Source organism: Lysobacter silvisoli (assembly GCF_003382365.1).
GTDB lineage: Bacteria > Pseudomonadota > Gammaproteobacteria > Xanthomonadales > Xanthomonadaceae > Lysobacter > Lysobacter silvisoli.
The window spans coordinates 114472-132001 of record NZ_QTSU01000004.1 but is presented as its reverse complement, the minus strand read 5'-3'; the positions used below and the strand labels follow the sequence as shown (position 1 = coordinate 132001).

The following is a 17530-nucleotide window of genomic DNA, read 5'->3' as shown; positions in this document are numbered from 1 at the left end:
CCGCCATTCCGGCGCAAGCCGGAACCCATTTTGACTTTAGGCTTTCCGCCTCAGCCGCGCCGCGTACCCGTTACCCGCATCCAGTCGTCCAGGCGGTCGGCGCGCAGCTCGTCGAAGTCCTGGGCGTAGCGCGCGAGCACCTCGTCCTCCTGCCCGGCCAGGATGCCGGACAGGGCGATGCGGCCGCCCGGGGCCACGCGCGCGGCCAGCGCATCGGCCAGCGCGATCAGCGCCGAGGCCAGGATGTTGGCGACCACCACCGGGTACGTGGCCGCCGGTTCGTCCTGCGGCAGGTACACGGCCATGCGTTCGGATTCGCCGTTGCGCTGGGCGTTGTCGGCGGTGGCGATCACCGCCTGGGGGTCGTTGTCCACGCCTACCGCGTCGGCCGCGCCGAGCTTGAGCGCGGCCAGGGCCAGGATGCCGGAGCCGCAGCCGAAATCGAGCACGCGCCGGCCCTGCAGTTCGCCGGCCGCGGCCAGGCCGTCCAGCCACTGCAGGCACAGCGCGGTGGTGGGGTGGGTGCCGGAGCCGAAGGCCAGGCCCGGGTCCAGGCGCACCACGGCGGCGTGGGCGCCGGCCTCGTCGGGCAGTTCCTGGTTCCAGGGCACGATCCAGGTGCGCGCGCCGAAGCGCAGCGGCTCGTACTGGTCCATCCAGGCACGTTCCCAGTCCTGGTCCTCGACCTTGCGGAAGCGCGCCTGGGTCCAGTCCAGGCCGGGGTCGAAGGATTCCAGCGCGGCCAGCAGCACCAGCGCGTCGGTGTCCTCGGGGAACAGGGCGCTGAGCACGATCTCCTGCCACAGCGGGGTTTCGCCGACGCCGGGCTCGAGGATGGCGTGCTCGTTGTCGGTGTCCGCGTCGGCGTCGATCAGGGTCACGGCCAGAGCGCCCACGTCGTCCAGGGCGGCCTCGAAGCGCGGCTGTTCGGATTCGCGGCAGGGCAGGGTCAGTTCCAGGAAGGGCATTCGTGCATCGGTGGCGGGGGCAGGCCGGCATTATCCCATCCCCACCGCGCGCCGCCCCGCACCGGCCGTTGGTCCGCCGTTCCGGCGGCGGCCGGCGGCTTGCATTACTATTCGTGCCGTCCAGGCGGAATCCGTCCGCGCGGCTCGCCGCGCCGGCCGGCAGCGTCCGCCTAGTCAGGCTGCCATGGTGGCGCCAGGACCCAGGAGCGCATGCCCGATTCGCTGACATCCCCGCTAGCCAAGCCGTTGCAGGCGGCGCGCGCCGGTTTCCGCGCGCCGGGCCGGCCTTTGCTGTGGATGGCGGCGCTGGCCATGCTCGGCGGCGGCGTGCTGTACGCGCGCCGCGGCCAGGACATCGTGCCGCTGGCGGATGCGCCGGTGGTGGCCGGACGCGAAGCCGCGCGGCCCGCAACGGCGGGCGGCGCAGTGGACACCGCGGTCGCGCGCAGCCACGCGCGAGCGCAACCGCAGCGCGCGCCGACGCCGGCGCAGCAGCTGCGCGACCGTTTCGAGCGCAGCGACGACCTGTACCGCTACGCCCAGGACCTGCTGCCGGCGATGCGCGCCGGCGACGCCGACGCCACCTGGATGTACAGCCAGGTGCAGGACTACTGCTCCAGCTACGCCAGCTCGCCGGCCAACTACGGCCGCGACACCCAGGCCATCGCCGGCATGGGCTTGCGCACCTCGGCGGCGATGAGCGCGGCGCGCAACCGGGTCAGCGCGCGCTGCGCGCGTTTCAGCCCGAACGACGACCTGTCGTATGCGTCCATCCTGGGCAATCGGCTGCGCGCGGCCAAGGCCGGCAACCTGGCCGCCGAGGCCTCGCTGCTGACCATGGACCATCCGCTGCAGGGCGACGATGGCTACATACGCGACCTGATCGAGCGCGTGCGCAATTCGCTGGACCCCGATGCCTACTTCGCGCTGTCGCCGCGCATGGGCATCACCAGCAGCGGCAGGCGCGATTTCTACGGCCCGGTGTCCGGCAGCCAGTTCTCGGAACTGGCCTGGCAACTGGCCGCTTGCAGACTGGGGCTGCCGTGCGGCCCCAATAGCGTGCTGATGACGAATTACTGCGCCAACGGTGGCATCTGCTCGCAGGACCCCGATCAGGACTTCGACGGTTTCGTCTTCGACGCGGCGGTGCCGCGGCAGGGGGCGACGGTGTTGAACGGCCTGGTCGACAGCCTGGTGGGCGGAGAGAGGACCAAGAGATGAAAAACAAACGCTTCGTGCACAAGGCCAAGTTCTATTTTTGGGTGCTGCTGTTCGTCGCCTATTCGGTGGGCGCGGCCGGGGTCGTGATCGACGTGCTCGCCGACGATTACAGCGAGCTGTCGCAAGTCGCGGTGACCACGGTGCACTCGCCGGAGGAGATGCGGCGCACCAGTTCGGCGCAGATCGCGGCGATGTACCGCGCGCAGAGCGGCACGCCGTTCTCGTCGTTGCCGCCGGGCAGCACCTTCAAGGTGGTCTGGCCCGACGGCTCCAGCGAGTACGTGATGATCGTGAGCCCGGCTTCGGGCAGCGGCGTGCAGCCGATTCCCGGCACCCAGGCGCAGGCCGGCCAGGAAGCGCCGAGCACCAGTCTGCCGGGCGGCAACCTGCCGCTGGGCGGCGGCACGGTCGGCACCTCGGTCGGCGACGTGCGCGACACGCGCCAGCTCAATCTGAACTGAGCGCAGCGCAGTCGGCGGTTTCGCGCCGGCGCAAGGCCGGCGCGGCGGTGCTTTGGCTAGCGACGGATAGGCGCCCGCCTTCCGTACATCCGGCGGTAAATCTGCCCCGTCATTCCGGCGAAAGCCGGAACCCATTTTGATCTTCGCGCGATCAATGTCGCGGCGGCGCTGCACGAACTACAACAGCAACATGGGTTCCGGCTTTCGCCGGAATGACGGGTTAGAAGCAGGGCCGTGGGCCGCAAACGAAAACGGCGCCGGTGACCCGGCGCCGTCTCGGCGGAATCCGCAGAAGCTCAGACGATCGAGATCGACTTTTCCTTCTGCTCCTTGAGCCGCTTTTCCAGGTAGTGGATGTTCATGCCGCCCTGCTGGAAGCCCGCGTCGGACAGGATGCGCTGCTGCAGCGGGATGTTGGTCTTGATGCCGTCCACCACCATCTCGCTCAGCGCCACGCGCATGCGCGCGATCGCGGTCTCGCGGTCGCGGCCATGCACGATCAGCTTGCCGATCATCGAGTCGTAGTTGGCCGGAACCCGGTAACCCTCGTAGATGTGGCTGTCCACGCGCACGCCGGGGCCGCCGGGGGCGTGGAAGTGCTGGATCAGGCCGGGGCTGGGCAGGAAGCTGTCCGGGTCCTCGGCATTGATGCGGCATTCGATCGCATGGCCTTCCAGGACCACGTCGCTCTGCTTGATCGACAGCTTGTGGCCGGCGGCGATCATCAGCTGCTCGCGCACCAGGTCGATGCCGGTCACCAGCTCGGTCACCGGGTGCTCCACCTGGATGCGGGTGTTCATCTCGATGAAATAGAAGCGGCCGTTTTCGTACAGGAACTCGAAGGTGCCGGCGCCGCGGTAGCCGATGCGCAGGCAGGCCTCGACGCAGACCTTGCCGATTTCGGCGCGCTGCTCGGGGGTGATGCCCGGCGCCGGCGCTTCCTCGACCACCTTCTGGTGGCGGCGCTGCATCGAGCAATCGCGCTCGCCCAGGTGGATGGCGTTGCCCTGGCCGTCGGCCAGCACCTGGATCTCCACGTGGCGCGGGTTCTCCAGGAACTTCTCCATGTACACCATGTCGTTGCCGAAGGCGGCCTTGGCCTCGGACTTGGTGGTCTGGATGGCGGCGTTGAGATGGGCTTCGGTATGCACCACGCGCATGCCGCGGCCGCCGCCGCCGCCGGCGGCCTTGACGATGATCGGGTAGCCGATCTCGCGCGCGATCTTGATGTTGGTGGTGTTGTCGTCGCCGAGCGGGCCGCCGCTGCCGGGCACGCAGGGCACGCCGGCGTCCTTCATCGCGCGGATGGCTTCGACCTTGTCGCCCATCAGGCGGATGGTGTCGGCCTTGGGCCCGATGAAGATGAAGCCGGACTGCTCCACGCGCTCGGCGAAGTCGGCGTTCTCGCTGAGGAAGCCGTAGCCGGGGTGGATGGCCTGGGCGTCGGTGACCTCGGCCGCGGCGATGATCGAGGCCATGTTGAGGTAGCTCTCGGTCGACGGCGCCGGACCGATGCAGACCGACTCGTCGGCCATGGCCACGTGCTTGAGGTTGCGGTCCACGGTGGAGTGCACCGCGACCGTGCGGATGCCCAGCGCGTGGCAAGCGCGCAGGATGCGCAGCGCGATCTCTCCGCGATTGGCGATTACGACCTTATCCAGCATGGAGGTCGCCTCAGCCGATCACGAACAAGGGCTGATCGAACTCGATCGGCTGGCCGCTCTCGGCCAGCACCTTGAGCACGGTGCCGGACACGTCGGCCTCGATCGGGTTGAACATCTTCATCGCCTCGATGATGCCCAGGGTGTCGCCGGCCTTGACCGCCTGGCCCACGCTGACGAAGGCCGGCTTGTCCGGCGCCGGCGAGGCGTAGAAGGTGCCGACCATGGGCGCGCGCACCACGTGGCCGTCGGGCAGGTCGTTGGCGGGCTTGGCGCTGCCGCCGGTGGCCGCCTCGGTGGGCGAGTGCATGGGCATGGGCTGGGCCGGGCGCGCTTCGGCGACCATGGCCGGCATCGGCGCGGCCACGGCGTAGCCGCCCTTGGGCGCACGCGCCAGGCGTACCGACTCTTCGCCTTCCTTGATCTCGATCTCGGCGAGGTTGGATTCCTCGAGCAGGTCGATCAGCTTCTTGATTTTGCGCAGGTCCATGGAGCGGGCCTCAGGTAATGCCCCGTTGCGGCGGGGCGTTGGGTTCAGGAGGAGTGCGAGAGCCGCTGCAGCGCCGCATCCAGCGCGTAGCGGTAGCTGTCCGCGCCGAAGCCGCAGACCACGCCCAGCGCCAGGTCGCTGAAATAGCTGGTGCGGCGGAATTCTTCGCGGCGGTGCGGGTTGGACAGGTGGATCTCGATGAAGGGGATCGCCACCGCCGCCAGCGCGTCGCGCAGTGCCACGGAGGTGTGGGTGAAGGCGGCCGGGTTGATCAGGATCAGGTCGGTGCCGTCCTCGCGCGCGGCCTGGACCCGGTCCACCAGCACGTGCTCGGCGTTGGACTGCAGGCTGTCGTAGCCGTGGCCGGCGGCCTGCGCGCGGCCGCGCAGGTCGTCATCGATCTGGGCCAGGGTGGTGCGGCCGTAGACCTCCGGCTCGCGGGTGCCGAGCAGGTTGAGGTTGGGGCCGTGCAGGACCAGGAGCTTCGCCATCGGGACCGGACGGAGGCCTTCAGAGGGCGGCAGTGTGCGTGAAGGCCGTCCCGGTGTCCAGGAGTTCGCCGCCAAATCGGCGAAGTTGTTACAATTTAAGCGGTTGTTTGAGTGGCGGCTCTAAAATATCGGGCCTGGCGGCGCAGCGGGCGCGATTTGCCGGAACGATCGCCGACGATGCGGCGCGCAGGCGTCACGATGCCGGTTCAGGCACAGTGGCCGCCCTGCCGGGGCATGTCAAATCCGCCGGCCGACAGCCGGCAGCGGGGCGGAACTGCCTACTGCGCCGAGCGCACCCAGGCTTCGATCTCGCCGTGCTCGAACGGGCCGATCTTCTGCTTCAGCAGCCGTCCCTGCGGCGACACCAGCACGGTGTAGGGCAGCACGCCCTTGAGATTGCCCATCTGCACGCCCGCGTCGCGCGGGCCGGCCTGGTCGAGCAGGATCGGGTAGCGCACCGGCACGCGTCGCAGGAAGGCGCGCACGGCGTCGGCGTCGTCCAGGGCGATGCCGACCACTTGCACGCCGTTGCCGCCCTGGGCGCTGGCGTAGCGGTCCAGTTCCGGCATTTCCTGGATGCAGGGGCCGCACCAGCTGGCCCACAGATTGATCAGCACCGGCCGGCCCGGGTAGGCGGACGGCAGCCGCACCGGCGCGCCGTCCAGCGACGGCAGTTCCAGCACCGGCACCGGCGCGCCGCGCTTGGCCACGGCCAGATCCTCGGGCGGCGACGGCGCGGTGGAGTCCATCGCGCCCTGCAGCACGCGCTGGCCCAGTTCGGTGCGCAGCAGCGGGCCGGGGCCGTTGAGCCACAGGCCCAGCGTCGCGCCGAGCACGCCGGCCAGGCCGGCCACCAGCAGGACCTTGCCGGTCGAGCCCATCAGCGCGCGCGCCGCACGCGTTCGACGAACTTGGGCGCTTGCTCGTAGCCGAACAGGCGCAACTCGCGGCGTTCGCTGCCGTCGCGGTAGTACAGCGTGGCCGGCGGGCCGACGATGCCCAGCTCGCGCATCAGCGCCTGATCGAGTTCGTCGTTGGCGGTCACGTCGGCCTTGAGCAGGACGAAACCGTCCAGCGCTTCGTGCACCTGCGGCTGGGTGAAGGTGTACTTCTCCATTTCCTTGCAGGCCACGCACCAGTCGGCATAGAAGTCCAGCATCAGCGGCTGGCCGGCGGTCTTGGCCGCGGCGACTTCGCGCTGCAGGTCGGCCAGCGATTTGATCTTGCGGAACGGCAGTTCGCGCTGCGCGTGCGTGCCGCCGCGCAGGCCGGCCAGCGGCTGCAGCGGATCGCTGCTGCCGGCCAGAGCGCCCACGGTCTGGGCCACGCCCACCACGCCCAGCAGCAAGGCCGCGGCCCAACCCGCCACGCGCAGCCCGCTGCGCCCGCTCGGACGGCTCGCGGCCAGGCCCAGTGCCGCGGCGGCGGCGAAGGCCAGCGCGCCCCACAAGGCCAGCGCGGCCGGGCCGGGCAGGATGCGCGCCAGCATCCACACCGCCAGGCCCAGGAACACGAAGCCGAACGCGCGCTGCACGCCGACCATCCACGGCCCGCTGGTCGGCAGGCCCTTGCCCGCGGCCACGCCGAAGGCCAGCAGCGGCACGCCCATGCCCAGCGCGAGCAGGAACAGCGCCGCGCCGCCGAACCAGGGGTCGCCGGTCTGGCCGATGTACAGCACCGCCGCGGCCAGCGGCGGCGCCACGCAGGGGCCGACGATCAGCGAGGACAGCGCGCCCATCGCCGCCACGCCGGCCCAGGAGCCGCCTTGCTGGCGGTCGCTGAGCGTGCCCAGGCGCGAGCGCAACGCGTGCGGCAGCTGCAGTTCGTACAGGCCGAAGCTGGACAGCGACAGCAGCACGAACAGCAGGGCGAAGGCGACGATCACCCACGGCGTCTGGAACAGGATCTGCAGGTTCGCGCCCAGGCTGGCGGCGACCACGCCGGCGATGGCGAACACCACGGCGTTGGCCAGCACGTACACCAGCGACAAGGTGAAGGCGCGGCGCACGCCGATGCCGGGGCCGTGGCCGGCGATCAGGCCCGACAGGATCGGGATCATCGGCAGCACGCAAGGCGTGAACGACAGCGCCACGCCCAGGCCGAGGAAGCTCAGCAGCGCCAGCCAGCGGTGCGGGCCGGACAGATCCGCGGCCAGGCGGCTGTCTTCGGCTTGGCCTGCGGCGGCGGGCGCGGCGGTGTTTGCGGCGTCGGTGGCCGTCGCGCTTGCGGGCGCGAGGGTCGCGTCCGGCGCCGCGTTGGCGACAGGCGCGGCGCCGGTGGCGGCCGCCGTGGCCGCATTCGTTTCCAACGGCACCGCGTCGGCTGTGGTTGCGGCCGTCGTCGCGGCACTCAAGCTGCCGCGCGGCAGATCCACCGCCACCGTGCGCGTCATCGGCGGGTAGCAGATGCCGTCGGTCTGGCAGCCCATGAAGTTCGCGGTCAGCACCAGCTTGGCCGCGTCCTCGCGGCTGCGCTGCAGCGGCAGCGGCACGTCGATCTGGTCGAAGTACACGATCACCTGGCCGAAGTGCTCGTCGCGGTGCGCGCTGCCGCGCGGCCAACGCGGCGCGCCCAGGGCGATGCCGGCCTTGGCTGCGCCGGCATCGAGCTTGAACGAGGTCTTGTCGCGGTACAGGTAATAGCCGCGCGCCGGAGTGAAGCGCAGCAGCAGGGTGTTGCCGTCGCCGGCGATGGCCTCGAAACCGAAGGCCTGCTCCGGCGGCAGCGGCAGCGCGTCGGTGCCGGCGCCGGGCGCGGGGCTGGGCCCGCCCAGCAGGCCGCCGCCCAGCGGCGGCGCGCCGCCGCCGGCGTTGCCGAAGCGCACCAGCGGTTCGTCGTTGCCGGCGGCCGCGGCATTGGCCGCCACGGGCAGCGCGACGGTGAGGCTGCGGGTCTGCGGCGGGTAGCAGATGCCCGCGTCCGCGCAGCCCTGGTACTTCACCTGCACGGTCACCTGGGCCGGGCCGGTGCGGCCGGGCAAGGTCGCGCTCAGTGTTTTGCGGTAGGTCTCGACCTGGCCGAAGAACTCGTCGGTGTGCGACTCGCCCTTGGGCAGCTGCAGCGCCTGCGCGGCGAAGGCCGGATCGGTCTTGACCGAAATGCGGTGCTTGTAGAGGTAGTAGCCGTCGGCGATCTTCCAGCGCAGCGCGATGCGGTCGGCGGCCGGGGCTTCGGCGCTGAGCGCGAAGGCCTGGTCCACTGGCAGCAGGTCCGATTCGTCGATGGCCATTGCCGGCGCGGCGAACAGCGACAAGACCAGGGCGCACAGCGCGAGGGCGGCGGGCGCGGCACGGCGCGCGCGGGAGGCTAGGGCGTCAGTCATCGTCTCGGGTCTGTTCGGCCACCCAGTCCAAGTACCGGGGCAGGCCGCCGTGGGCTTCGACCGCGATCGCCTCCGGCAGTTCATACGGATGCAGTTCGACCAGCCGCGCCAGCAGGGCGTCGAGCCGGTCGGCGGTGGTCTTGATCAGCAACTGCACTTCGTCCGCGCTTTCCACCGCGCCTTGCCAGCGGTAGCTGGAGCGCAGCCCGGGCCAGCGGCTCACGCAGGCGGCCAGGCGCTCGCCCACCAGCGCCTGCGCGATCGCGTCGGCGCTGGCTGGGTCGGGGCAGGTGCTGAACACCAGGCGCACGGGCGAGGGGGCGGGCATGAGGGCCGCAGTGTAATGCCCGGCCCCGGGCGCGGCGACCGTGGAGCGGGCTACGGAGTGTTGCGGGGCGGCCAAGCAGTGCTTCGGCTTTGGGGTAGGAGCGGCGTGAGCCGCGACCGCGTCCTGTCCCGGAGCGTCGCCATCGCGGCTTACGCCGCTCCCACAGAAATCTGCGCTGGCCATCGGAGGGGGCGAGGTGAGTCCCCCGTTTGCGTAGCCGTTCGGCGTGGCGTGGTCGCGGCTTACGCCGCTCCTACCCCAAAGCAGTGCGCGAATGCGGGAAAACGAACGCCCGCATTGCGCGGGCGTTCGGGGTGCTGCCTTGCGATCGCTTACGGGATCAGCGTGCAGTTGGCCGGTTTGGCCGAGGTGAACAGCGCCGAGCTCGCCCATTCCGGGTGATCGATGAAGGGATTGCGGTTGCCCTGGAAGCTGAAGATCACTTCGTTGCGCGCCAGCTCGGCGGCATCCGGCGGGTCCTGGGTGTGCCAGGCCAGCAGGGTGCTGAGCAGGCCCATGTAGGCCGGCGAGGACGAGGTGATCACGATCTGGCTGCGGTTGTCGGTCAGCTCCAGGTCCGGCTCGCTCTGGCCGGTGACGGGATGGGTGCCGCCTTCGTAGCGGATCGCCATGTACATCACCGCGCGCGCCATGTTGCCCTTCATGTGGTTCCAGACCTGGAACGAGCCGGCGTTGCCGTCGGGCGTCTTGACCCAGTTGGAATTGCCCGGGTACACGCCGCTGCCGCCGCCGTAGCCGGCGTTGGCCTCGGTGATGCGCTCGCCGCAGCCGCTGGCCAGGGTGCAGTCCGCGTAAGGCTTGTTGCCGCGGTCGGCGTTCCAGGTGGCGTCGGTCAGGTACAGCATGTGGGTGTCGGTGTAGGGCCCGTGCGGCAGACCCAGGTTGCCGGTGGCGCTGCCGAAGCCCAGCGAGTTCGGCCAGGTGTGCTCGCGGTTGTACTTCAGGCCGCTGCCGCTGCCCGCGCGGTCGGTGACCTTGAGGTAGCTGCGGTTGCGGTAGGCATCGAGGATGCGGCCGGCGTTGTTCGGATCCTCGTCGGCGATTTCCAGGATGGTCCAGGTGTTGGTGGTGCCGCCGCTGTAGGGATAGACCGTGTGGCCCTTGATGGTCTCGTGCAGCGAGCAGCGCAGCTGGCTGGCGCTGCTGGTGTTGACGTGGGCGTAGTAGCCGCCGCCACCGCCGCCGCTGGCGACGTTGAAGTTGACCACGGTGTTGGCCGCCGGATGCGCGCCGCCGCTGTCGGTGACCTGGCTGGCGACCACGGTGTAGGTGCAGGCCTCGCCGGCGACCAGTGCGGTGCCGGTGGAGGCGGTGAAGCTGGTGCCGCTGGACGGATAGGTCAGCGCGACCGCGCCCGAGCTGGCGCAGCTCAGGGTCAGCGCGCCGCTGCCCAGGGTCACCGCTTCGCTGAAGCTCACCTGCAGGTCGCCCGCGGCCGGGAAGGTGTTGCTGCCGTTGGCCGGCGTGGTCGAGGTCACGGTGGGCGCCGGGTTCGGCGTGGAGAAGGTCTGGCCGGCGTTGCAGGCACCGAAGCTCTGCGTGGCCGAGGGCTGCCAGCTGAAGTTGGCGTAGCTGCTGCCGGTGCCGGACAGGCGCAGCGAGGTGCCGGCCGGCGTGGAGCCGGTTTCGGACACCGGCAGATTGGTGCTGGTCATGCCCGAGGCCGGGCCGCCGGAGGCGGTGATCGCGCCTTCGTAGCTCAGGAACTGGACCACGTTGCCGCTGCCGTCGACCAGGGCGAAGCCGTCGTTGCTGCCGTTCTGGATGCCGTTGGTGGGGTAGCTGAGCACGGCGATGCGCACGCTGCCGCCGCAGGCCACCACGCTGCCGGCGGGCAGCAGGTCGTTGTCGTAGGTGACGGCGGCCGAAGGCGTGGCGCCGTTGTACAGGTAGATGCGGTAGTTGCTGAGGGTTTCGCCGGCGGTGGCGACGACCTCGATCTTCTCGCCGACGTCGCCGCTGGAGGTGGCGTCGTCGTAGTGGAATTCGTTGATGAAGACGGCGGCCGGTGCGGCGGTGGGCAGCGCGGCGGCGAGCAGCAGGTACAGCGCGGAACGGCGCAAAGACGACGACATGGGCGACTCCCTTTCCCCAAAGGTGGTCGGGCGAGTCTATGCGGCCTTTGTGACAGGGCTTGATGCAGTGCGGCAAAGGCGCCGGCCGTGACGGCGCCTGACGGTTGCGCAGCGGCTGCGCAGCCGCGTTACAGCACCACGCGCGGGCCCTTGGCGGCGTTGGCGCGCGGCCGGCCAGTGCGCAGTTCCGCCAGTTGTTCGGCGATTTCCACCAGCGGCGCCTTGGACTTGGTGGGCGTGTCGCGGAAGGCCACGATCAGGCGCAGCTCCAGCGGGTCGTCGACCAGCAGCGCCTCGGCCGCGGCCACCGAATCCATTTCGGTGTCGGCCGAGAGATTCATCTTGCCGCGGCCGGTGGCCAGCCATTCGAACTGCACGCCGGTGACCAGCGCGACTTCGCGCAAATGCGCCACGCTGGGGAACTTGCCTTGTGCACTTTCCCAGTGCCCCACCGCGCTACGCTGCACGCCTACGGCGGCGCCCAGGGCCGCTTGCGACATGCCGGCGTGGCGGCGGGCCAATCTGATCCGTTGTTGTGGTGTCATCTAGCGCTCCTTGCTGGGTGGGATTCGAGCATTTTTGCCTACAAAATAGCCGTTTGCTACCAAAGCTCACCAGGCTACCGATATAGGCAGTACCTTGTGCTCTTTCGGTAGCAAAGTGGGCTTTATCCCCGGTCAGATGTCAACAGCGACGGGCTCCGGCGCTCAGCCGTGCTACCGGAAGTCGGCAAAAAAACCGGGGTAGGGTCTAGAAAACGTGACGAACAGTGAACAACATGGCCCCACGCCGACAGGGATGTGGGCAAACGACACGAGGTCGGTTCGGGGGAAGGGGCGCAGGATCGCGCCATGCTGAGGACGGCCATCTCCGCACCAAAGAGCGCGTTCCACGGGACGCGCTCTTTTCTTTTGGGCGTTCCCGAAGCGCAAAGTCGCTGTATCCAGCGTGCGCCGGGCCCGCGGGCCCTGGCCTTTTCTATAGTGAGCCGACCGCCCCGGGCGCGGCTGTGAGCCCGCGCGCGGCATCGTTGGGTGGCCCCTGGTGCCGTCCCAAGACGATCTGCGCGCCCCACGCTTGAAAAGCCCCGCCGCCGCCCCATCTCCTGGCCATCCCGGTTCTCCGGGCGTTTTTGTCCCCGGCATTGGCACTCCGCCGGGGCGACTGCTAAAATTTACGATCTTTCCCCACCCATTCAACCACTTAGAGGTTGCCAATGAACATCAAGCCGCTCTACGACCGCGTGGTCATCAAGCGCATGGAAGAAGAAAAGGTCTCCGCTGGCGGGATCGTGATCCCGGATTCGGCCACCGAAAAGCCGATCAAGGGCGAAGTCGTCGCGGTCGGCGAAGGCAAGGTGTTCGACAACGGCAACCTGCGCGCGCCCAAGGTCAAGGCCGGCGACAAGGTGCTGTTCGGCAAGTACAGCGGCACCGAGGTGAAGCTGGACGGCACCGAATACCTGGTCGTCAAAGAAGACGACATCTTCGCCGTCATCGGCTGATGAGCCGCGATTCGCGATCGGCGACTGGTAAAGCGCAACGCGCGACCAATCGCCAGCGGTCCGAATCGCATCGCTCCTAGCCAATCACGAATCACACATCACGAATTCCGGAGTTAACACTAATGGCTGCCAAGGAAATCCGTTTCGGTGAGGACGCGCGCGCGAAGATGGTGCGCGGCGTCAACGTGCTCGCCAATGCCGTCAAGGCCACCCTGGGCCCGAAGGGCCGCAACGTCGTGCTCGAGAAGAGCTTCGGCGCGCCGACGATCACCAAGGACGGCGTGTCCGTCGCCAAGGAGATCGAACTGGCCGACAAGTTCGAGAACATGGGCGCGCAGATGGTCAAGGAAGTCGCTTCCAAGACCTCCGACAACGCCGGCGACGGCACCACCACCGCCACCGTGCTGGCGCAGGCGCTGATCCGCGAGGGCATGAAGGCGGTCGCCGCCGGCATGAACCCGATGGACCTCAAGCGCGGCATCGACAAGGCCGTGACCGAGGCCGTGGGCGAGCTGAAGAAGCTGTCCAAGCCCTCGTCCACCTCCAAGGAAATCGCCCAGGTCGGCGCGATCTCCGCCAACTCCGACCACAACATCGGCGACCTGATCGCTCAGGCGATGGACAAGGTCGGCAAGGAAGGCGTGATCACCGTCGAAGACGGCTCGGGCCTGGAGAACGAGCTGGACGTGGTCGAGGGCATGCAGTTCGACCGCGGCTACCTGTCGCCGTACTTCATCAACAACCAGCAGTCGATGCAGGCCGAGCTGGACGATCCGTTCATCCTGCTGCACGACAAGAAGATCTCCAACGTGCGCGACCTGCTGCCGGTGCTGGAAGGCGTCGCCAAGGCCGGTAAGCCGCTGCTGATCGTGGCCGAGGAAGTCGAGGGCGAAGCCCTGGCGACCCTGGTGGTCAACACCATCCGCGGCATCGTCAAGGTCTGCGCCGTCAAGGCGCCGGGCTTCGGCGACCGTCGCAAGGCGATGCTGGAAGACATGGCCGTGCTGACCGGCGGCACCGTGATCTCCGAGGAAGTGGGCCTGCAGCTGGAGAAGGCCACGATCAAGGATCTGGGCCGCGCCAAGAAGATCCAGGTCTCCAAGGAGAACACCACCATCATCGACGGCGCTGGCGACACCGCCGGCATCGAAGCGCGCATCAAGCAGATCAAGGCGCAGATCGAGGAGACCTCCTCGGACTACGACCGCGAGAAGCTGCAGGAGCGCGTGGCCAAGCTGGCCGGCGGCGTGGCCGTCATCAAGGTCGGCGCCGCCACCGAAGTCGAGATGAAGGAAAAGAAGGCTCGCGTCGAAGACGCGCTGCACGCCACCCGCGCTGCCGTGGAAGAGGGCATCGTCCCGGGCGGCGGCGTCGCGCTGCTGCGCGCCAAGGCCGCCATCGGCGGGCTGAAGGGCGCCAACGAAGACCAGAACCACGGCATCGCCATCGCCCTGCGCGCGATGGAAGCGCCGCTGCGCGAGATCGTGACCAATGCCGGCGAAGAGCCGTCGGTCATCCTCAACAAGGTCATCGAAGGCAAGGGCGCCTACGGCTACAACGCCGCCACCGGCGAGTACGTCGACATGATCGAGGCCGGCATCCTGGATCCGACCAAGGTCACCCGCACCGCGCTGCAGAACGCGGCCTCCATCGCCGGTCTGATGATCACGACCGAAGCCATGGTCGCCGAGCTGCCGAAGAAGGACGAGCCGGCGATGCCGGGCGGCGGCGGCATGGGCGGCATGGGCGGCATGGATTTCTGATCCAGCGCGCTCGCCGTTGCAGCGAAACGAAAAACCCCGCCGCGAGGCGGGGTTTTTTTATGCGCGTCGCGGAAGCGCGACGGCCGCTTCGGGCCATGCGCCGTGCGCAAGCGCTTACCGCAACAGGGATCCGTCCGGGGTGGTGCGGTTGATCGAAAACCGAGTGGTCATGCCGGCGACGTCGAAGTGGGCCGCGCCGCCGAACGGCACGAACGCAACGCTAGGGCCATTGCGCCGCACCCCGCCGACCGCGCCCACGCGCAGGCGCACGCGGTCGCCCTTCTGCAGGGGTTGGCCGTGGAAGCGCAGTGTGGCCAGGTCGATGCTGCGGCTGCGTCCGATCGACAGGCGGCCCAGGCTGTTGGTCTGGCTGATCAGCCGGTCGCATACCAGGCGCTGGATGACGAAGCGCATCACGAACATCGCGCTGTTGCTGACGACCAGATGCTGAAACTCCGGTTCGAACTCCCCGGACTCCTCGAAGCGATGCATGGCGTGGGCCTCGTGCGTGGGAAGGCGGATCGGCTACAGCTGGCGGATCGAAAACGCCAAGGTCGTGCCGCGCACTTCGAACGCGGCGGTCTGGCCATTGGGCGCGTAGTGCACCAGCGGGCCGTTGCGCCGCACGCCGCCGACCGCGCCGATGCGCAGGCGCACCTGGTCTCCGACTTCCAAAGGCAGGCCATGGAAGCGCAGCGTGGTCAGATCGATGCTGCGGGTGTCCTGCATGCTCAACCGGCCGAGGATGCGCGTCTGGCTGATCAAGCGGCCTTCGACGAAGCGCTGGACGATGAAGCGCGATACGAAGGCGCCGCGGTTGGTGCACGTGAAGTAGTGGAAGTGCGGCTGCACGCCGCCGTCCGGTCCGATCCCCTGCATGGCAGCCCCCTGCGCCCGCAAAGATGGTCAGCGTGCAGTCTACGTGAAGACGGGTGCGGCGGCCGGTGTTTACGCCGGCGGGGACGGGCTCGACAATGCCGGCGGACCTCCCCCAACCGGATCGGACATGCGTGGTGTAGCGGGCTTGTTGGCGTTGCTGTTGCTGCTGGGCGGCAGCGGCTGTGCCGTGGTCAAGGTCAAGGAGCGCGCCTACGGCGACATCGCGGCCGAGCGCAACCTCGACGCGCTCAGCGGCGGGCGCCTGAGCGTGGCCGCGGCCTCGGCGCTGGGCTCGGCGGGCCTGGAACCGGACGTTTGCGCGCGCGAGCCCGAGCCCTGCATCGAACAGCTGCGCCCCTTGGCCACGGCCGAGGAGTGGCTGGCGACGTCGGCCGAGCTGCAGCTGCTGCGCATGAACGCCTTGCCGGCCACGGTGGGCAAGGCCGCCGAAAGCGCGGCCTTCGCCCCGCGCCGCGCCGCGCCCGAACCGCTGGCGGTGGCCCCCAGCGCCGCCGCGGACGACCCGCGCACGCGCGCTGCGGTCGCCACCGCGCGCTATGCCTATGCCTACCTGTTCGCGACCAAGCGCACGCCCGAGCAGCGCGTGTTCGAGGCGCGCCAGCAGCAGGTGCTGCAGTACTACAACCGCGCGGTGGAGGCCATCGCCCAGGCCGCGTTCACCGCCAGCGCCGGCCAGGCCGAGGAGACGCCGACTCTGCACGTGGGCGGGCTGGTGCTGGGCACGGCCCTGCACGGATTCGAGGCCACCGAGATCCGGCAGGACCCGGTGGCGCTGCTCGCCTCCGACACCCTGGGCTTCGCCAACCTGCGCGCGGTGTACCGCCGCGACGGCTTCGGCACCGATCTGGTCGCGGTGTTTCCGCGGCGCGGCGCGCGCGGCGCCGCGGCAGCGAGCGATGAGGACGCGTCGGCCGATCCCGATCCCGATCCCGATCCCGAAGCCGAAGCCGAGCCGACGCAGGCGACGGCGACGGCGACGGCGAAAGCCGCCTCCCTGTCGGGCGAACGCGCCTCGAACGACGTGCCTTATCGCGACACCCGCTACTTGCCGGTCACCGTGACTTTGCGTTTCGACGGCGAGGGCCTGGACGGTATGCTCGCCAGCACGCGCGCACGGCTGGACGTGTATAACCCCTTCCGTATCGACCAAGAGACGATCGCCGGGCGCCAGGTGCCGCTGTCGGCCAACTACTCGGCCGCCTACGGCGTGTGGCTGGCGCGCTCGGAGCTGGCGCGGCTGAGCCTGACCAGCCTGCTGCGGCCCAAGCAGGCGCGCGCCTTCCATCCGCGCGTCTACCTCAACCAGCCCTACGATCCGGACAAGCGCGTGATCGTGCTGATCCACGGCCTGGCCAGCAGCCCGGAGGCCTGGGTCAACCTGGCCAACGAACTGCTGGGCGACGAGACCCTGCGCCGCCGCTACCAGCTGTGGCAGGTGTTCTACCCGACCAACATCGACATGCTGTCCAACCGCGCGGCCATCGCCGCGGCGCTGCAGCAGACCTTCGCCCACTACGACCCGCAGGGCGACGACGTCGCCAGCCGCAACGCGGTGCTGGTGGGCCACAGCATGGGCGGTGTGATCGGGCGGTTGCTGGTCAGCGACAGCGGCGAGCATGTGCTGGATGCATTCCTGGACGGCCTGGACCCGGCGCTGGTCGCGCGCGTGCGCAAGGACCCGACCCTGCGTTCGTTGACCACGTTCCGTCCGATGCCGCAGTTCGGCCGCGCGGTGTTCATGGCCGCACCGCAACGCGGCGCCGTGGTCACCGACGGTTGGCCGCTGCGCCTGGTGCGCAAGCTGATCCGGCTGCCGCTGGACGTGCTGCGCGACACCGCCGCGCTGATCCAGCGTTACCAGGTCAGCGACGACGACCTCAAGCGCCTGGGCCTGCACAAGGGCAAGCCGCCGACCGGGCCGGACGATCTGAGCCCGAACTCGCGCTTCATGCACGCCACCCGCGACCTGCCGATCGAACCGGGGCTGCCGTACCACGTGATCGTGGCCCAACGCGATCCGAAGCTGCCGCTGGCGCAGTCCAGCGATGGTTTGGTGCCGTACCCCAGCGCGCACCTGGACGGCGCGGTGTCGGAGAAGGTCGTGGTCTCCGGGCACAGCGTGCAGGAGACACCGCAGGCGATCGCGGAGTTGCGGCGGATCCTGCGCCAGGATGCGGCGGAGTATGAGGGGCGCGGGAAGCGGTGACGGTTTGAGGGTTGGTGCTGCGGTCTGACGCCGCGATGTGCTACTCCGCGTGCCCTCACCCCAACCCCTCTCCCGTAAACGGGAGAGGGGCTAAAGCACAAGCCGCGCAGGATATGTCC

The 17530-nt window shown here is 69.4% G+C and carries 15 protein-coding genes and 1 pseudogene; 5 read left to right on the top strand and 11 right to left on the bottom strand.

Annotated elements, in window-relative coordinates; all coding sequences use genetic code 11:
* Window positions 1-50: 50 nt before the first annotated feature.
* Window positions 51-968 (bottom strand): 50S ribosomal protein L11 methyltransferase, encoded by a 918-nt coding sequence (prmA, locus tag DX914_RS18280; protein WP_115861499.1) that lies wholly within the window; start codon window positions 966-968, stop codon window positions 51-53.
* A 210-nt stretch (window positions 969-1178) separates the two neighbouring features.
* Here prmA and DX914_RS18275 point away from each other — a divergent pair, with 210 nt between their 5' ends.
* Together DX914_RS18275 and DX914_RS18270 are read left to right on the top strand one after the other, a co-directional pair.
* A complete protein-coding gene (locus tag DX914_RS18275; RefSeq protein WP_231118326.1) occupies window positions 1179-2189 on the top strand; it encodes a hypothetical protein in 1011 nt (336 codons plus the stop codon).
* A pseudogene (locus tag DX914_RS18270) lies at window positions 2186-2536 on the top strand (hypothetical protein); the annotation flags it as partial. The gene DX914_RS18275 and the pseudogene DX914_RS18270, both read left to right, overlap by 4 nt.
* A 410-nt stretch (window positions 2537-2946) precedes the next feature.
* Here DX914_RS18270 and accC read toward each other — a convergent pair.
* From accC to DX914_RS18230, 8 genes are all read right to left on the bottom strand, one after another.
* Window positions 2947-4314, bottom strand: coding sequence for an acetyl-CoA carboxylase biotin carboxylase subunit (gene accC / locus DX914_RS18265; protein WP_115861497.1), 1368 nt, complete (start codon window positions 4312-4314; stop codon window positions 2947-2949).
* A gap of 10 nt (window positions 4315-4324) precedes the next feature.
* Window positions 4325-4801 (bottom strand): acetyl-CoA carboxylase biotin carboxyl carrier protein, encoded by a 477-nt coding sequence (gene accB, locus DX914_RS18260; RefSeq protein WP_115861495.1) that lies wholly within the window; start codon window positions 4799-4801, stop codon window positions 4325-4327.
* 44 nt (window positions 4802-4845) lie between these two features.
* Window positions 4846-5292 (bottom strand): type II 3-dehydroquinate dehydratase, encoded by a 447-nt coding sequence (gene aroQ, locus DX914_RS18255; protein WP_115861493.1) that lies wholly within the window; start codon window positions 5290-5292, stop codon window positions 4846-4848.
* Between the two features lie 278 nt (window positions 5293-5570).
* On the bottom strand, window positions 5571-6173 hold the full coding sequence (locus DX914_RS18250) for a TlpA disulfide reductase family protein (protein WP_115861491.1): 603 nt from the start codon (window positions 6171-6173) through the stop codon (window positions 5571-5573).
* Complete coding sequence (gene dsbD / locus DX914_RS18245; RefSeq protein WP_158549395.1) at window positions 6173-8614, bottom strand: protein-disulfide reductase DsbD; 2442 nt, start codon at window positions 8612-8614, stop codon at window positions 6173-6175. The genes DX914_RS18250 and dsbD overlap by 1 nt, the downstream gene beginning before the upstream one ends.
* On the bottom strand, window positions 8607-8942 hold the full coding sequence (cutA, locus tag DX914_RS18240) for a divalent-cation tolerance protein CutA (protein ID WP_115861487.1): 336 nt from the start codon (window positions 8940-8942) through the stop codon (window positions 8607-8609). Before cutA ends, dsbD begins: the two co-directional genes overlap by 8 nt.
* Before the next feature lie 332 nt (window positions 8943-9274).
* Complete coding sequence (locus tag DX914_RS18235; RefSeq protein WP_115861485.1) at window positions 9275-11038, bottom strand: endonuclease; 1764 nt, start codon at window positions 11036-11038, stop codon at window positions 9275-9277.
* A gap of 128 nt (window positions 11039-11166) precedes the next feature.
* Complete coding sequence (locus DX914_RS18230; RefSeq protein WP_115861483.1) at window positions 11167-11583, bottom strand: helix-turn-helix domain-containing protein; 417 nt, start codon at window positions 11581-11583, stop codon at window positions 11167-11169.
* A gap of 671 nt (window positions 11584-12254) precedes the next feature.
* On the opposite strand from DX914_RS18230, the gene groES reads away from it, so the two are divergent.
* Both groES and groL read left to right on the top strand, forming a co-directional pair.
* Window positions 12255-12542: a co-chaperone GroES gene (gene groES, locus DX914_RS18225; protein WP_115861481.1), complete on the top strand. Its 288-nt coding sequence runs from the start codon at window positions 12255-12257 to the stop codon at window positions 12540-12542.
* A gap of 122 nt (window positions 12543-12664) precedes the next feature.
* Complete coding sequence (gene groL, locus DX914_RS18220) at window positions 12665-14305, top strand: chaperonin GroEL (protein WP_115861479.1); 1641 nt, start codon at window positions 12665-12667, stop codon at window positions 14303-14305.
* 114 nt (window positions 14306-14419) lie between these two features.
* On the opposite strand, the gene DX914_RS18215 is transcribed toward groL, so the two are convergent.
* Window positions 14420-14797 (bottom strand): hypothetical protein, encoded by a 378-nt coding sequence (locus DX914_RS18215; protein WP_115861476.1) that lies wholly within the window; start codon window positions 14795-14797, stop codon window positions 14420-14422.
* 33 nt (window positions 14798-14830) lie between these two features.
* Window positions 14831-15184 (bottom strand): hypothetical protein, encoded by a 354-nt coding sequence (locus DX914_RS18210; protein ID WP_115861474.1) that lies wholly within the window; start codon window positions 15182-15184, stop codon window positions 14831-14833.
* A 127-nt stretch (window positions 15185-15311) separates the two neighbouring features.
* Here DX914_RS18210 and DX914_RS18205 point away from each other — a divergent pair, with 127 nt between their 5' ends.
* Window positions 15312-17411: an esterase/lipase family protein gene (locus DX914_RS18205; RefSeq protein ID WP_147300723.1), complete on the top strand. Its 2100-nt coding sequence runs from the start codon at window positions 15312-15314 to the stop codon at window positions 17409-17411.
* The last annotated feature ends 119 nt before the right edge of the window (window positions 17412-17530 follow it).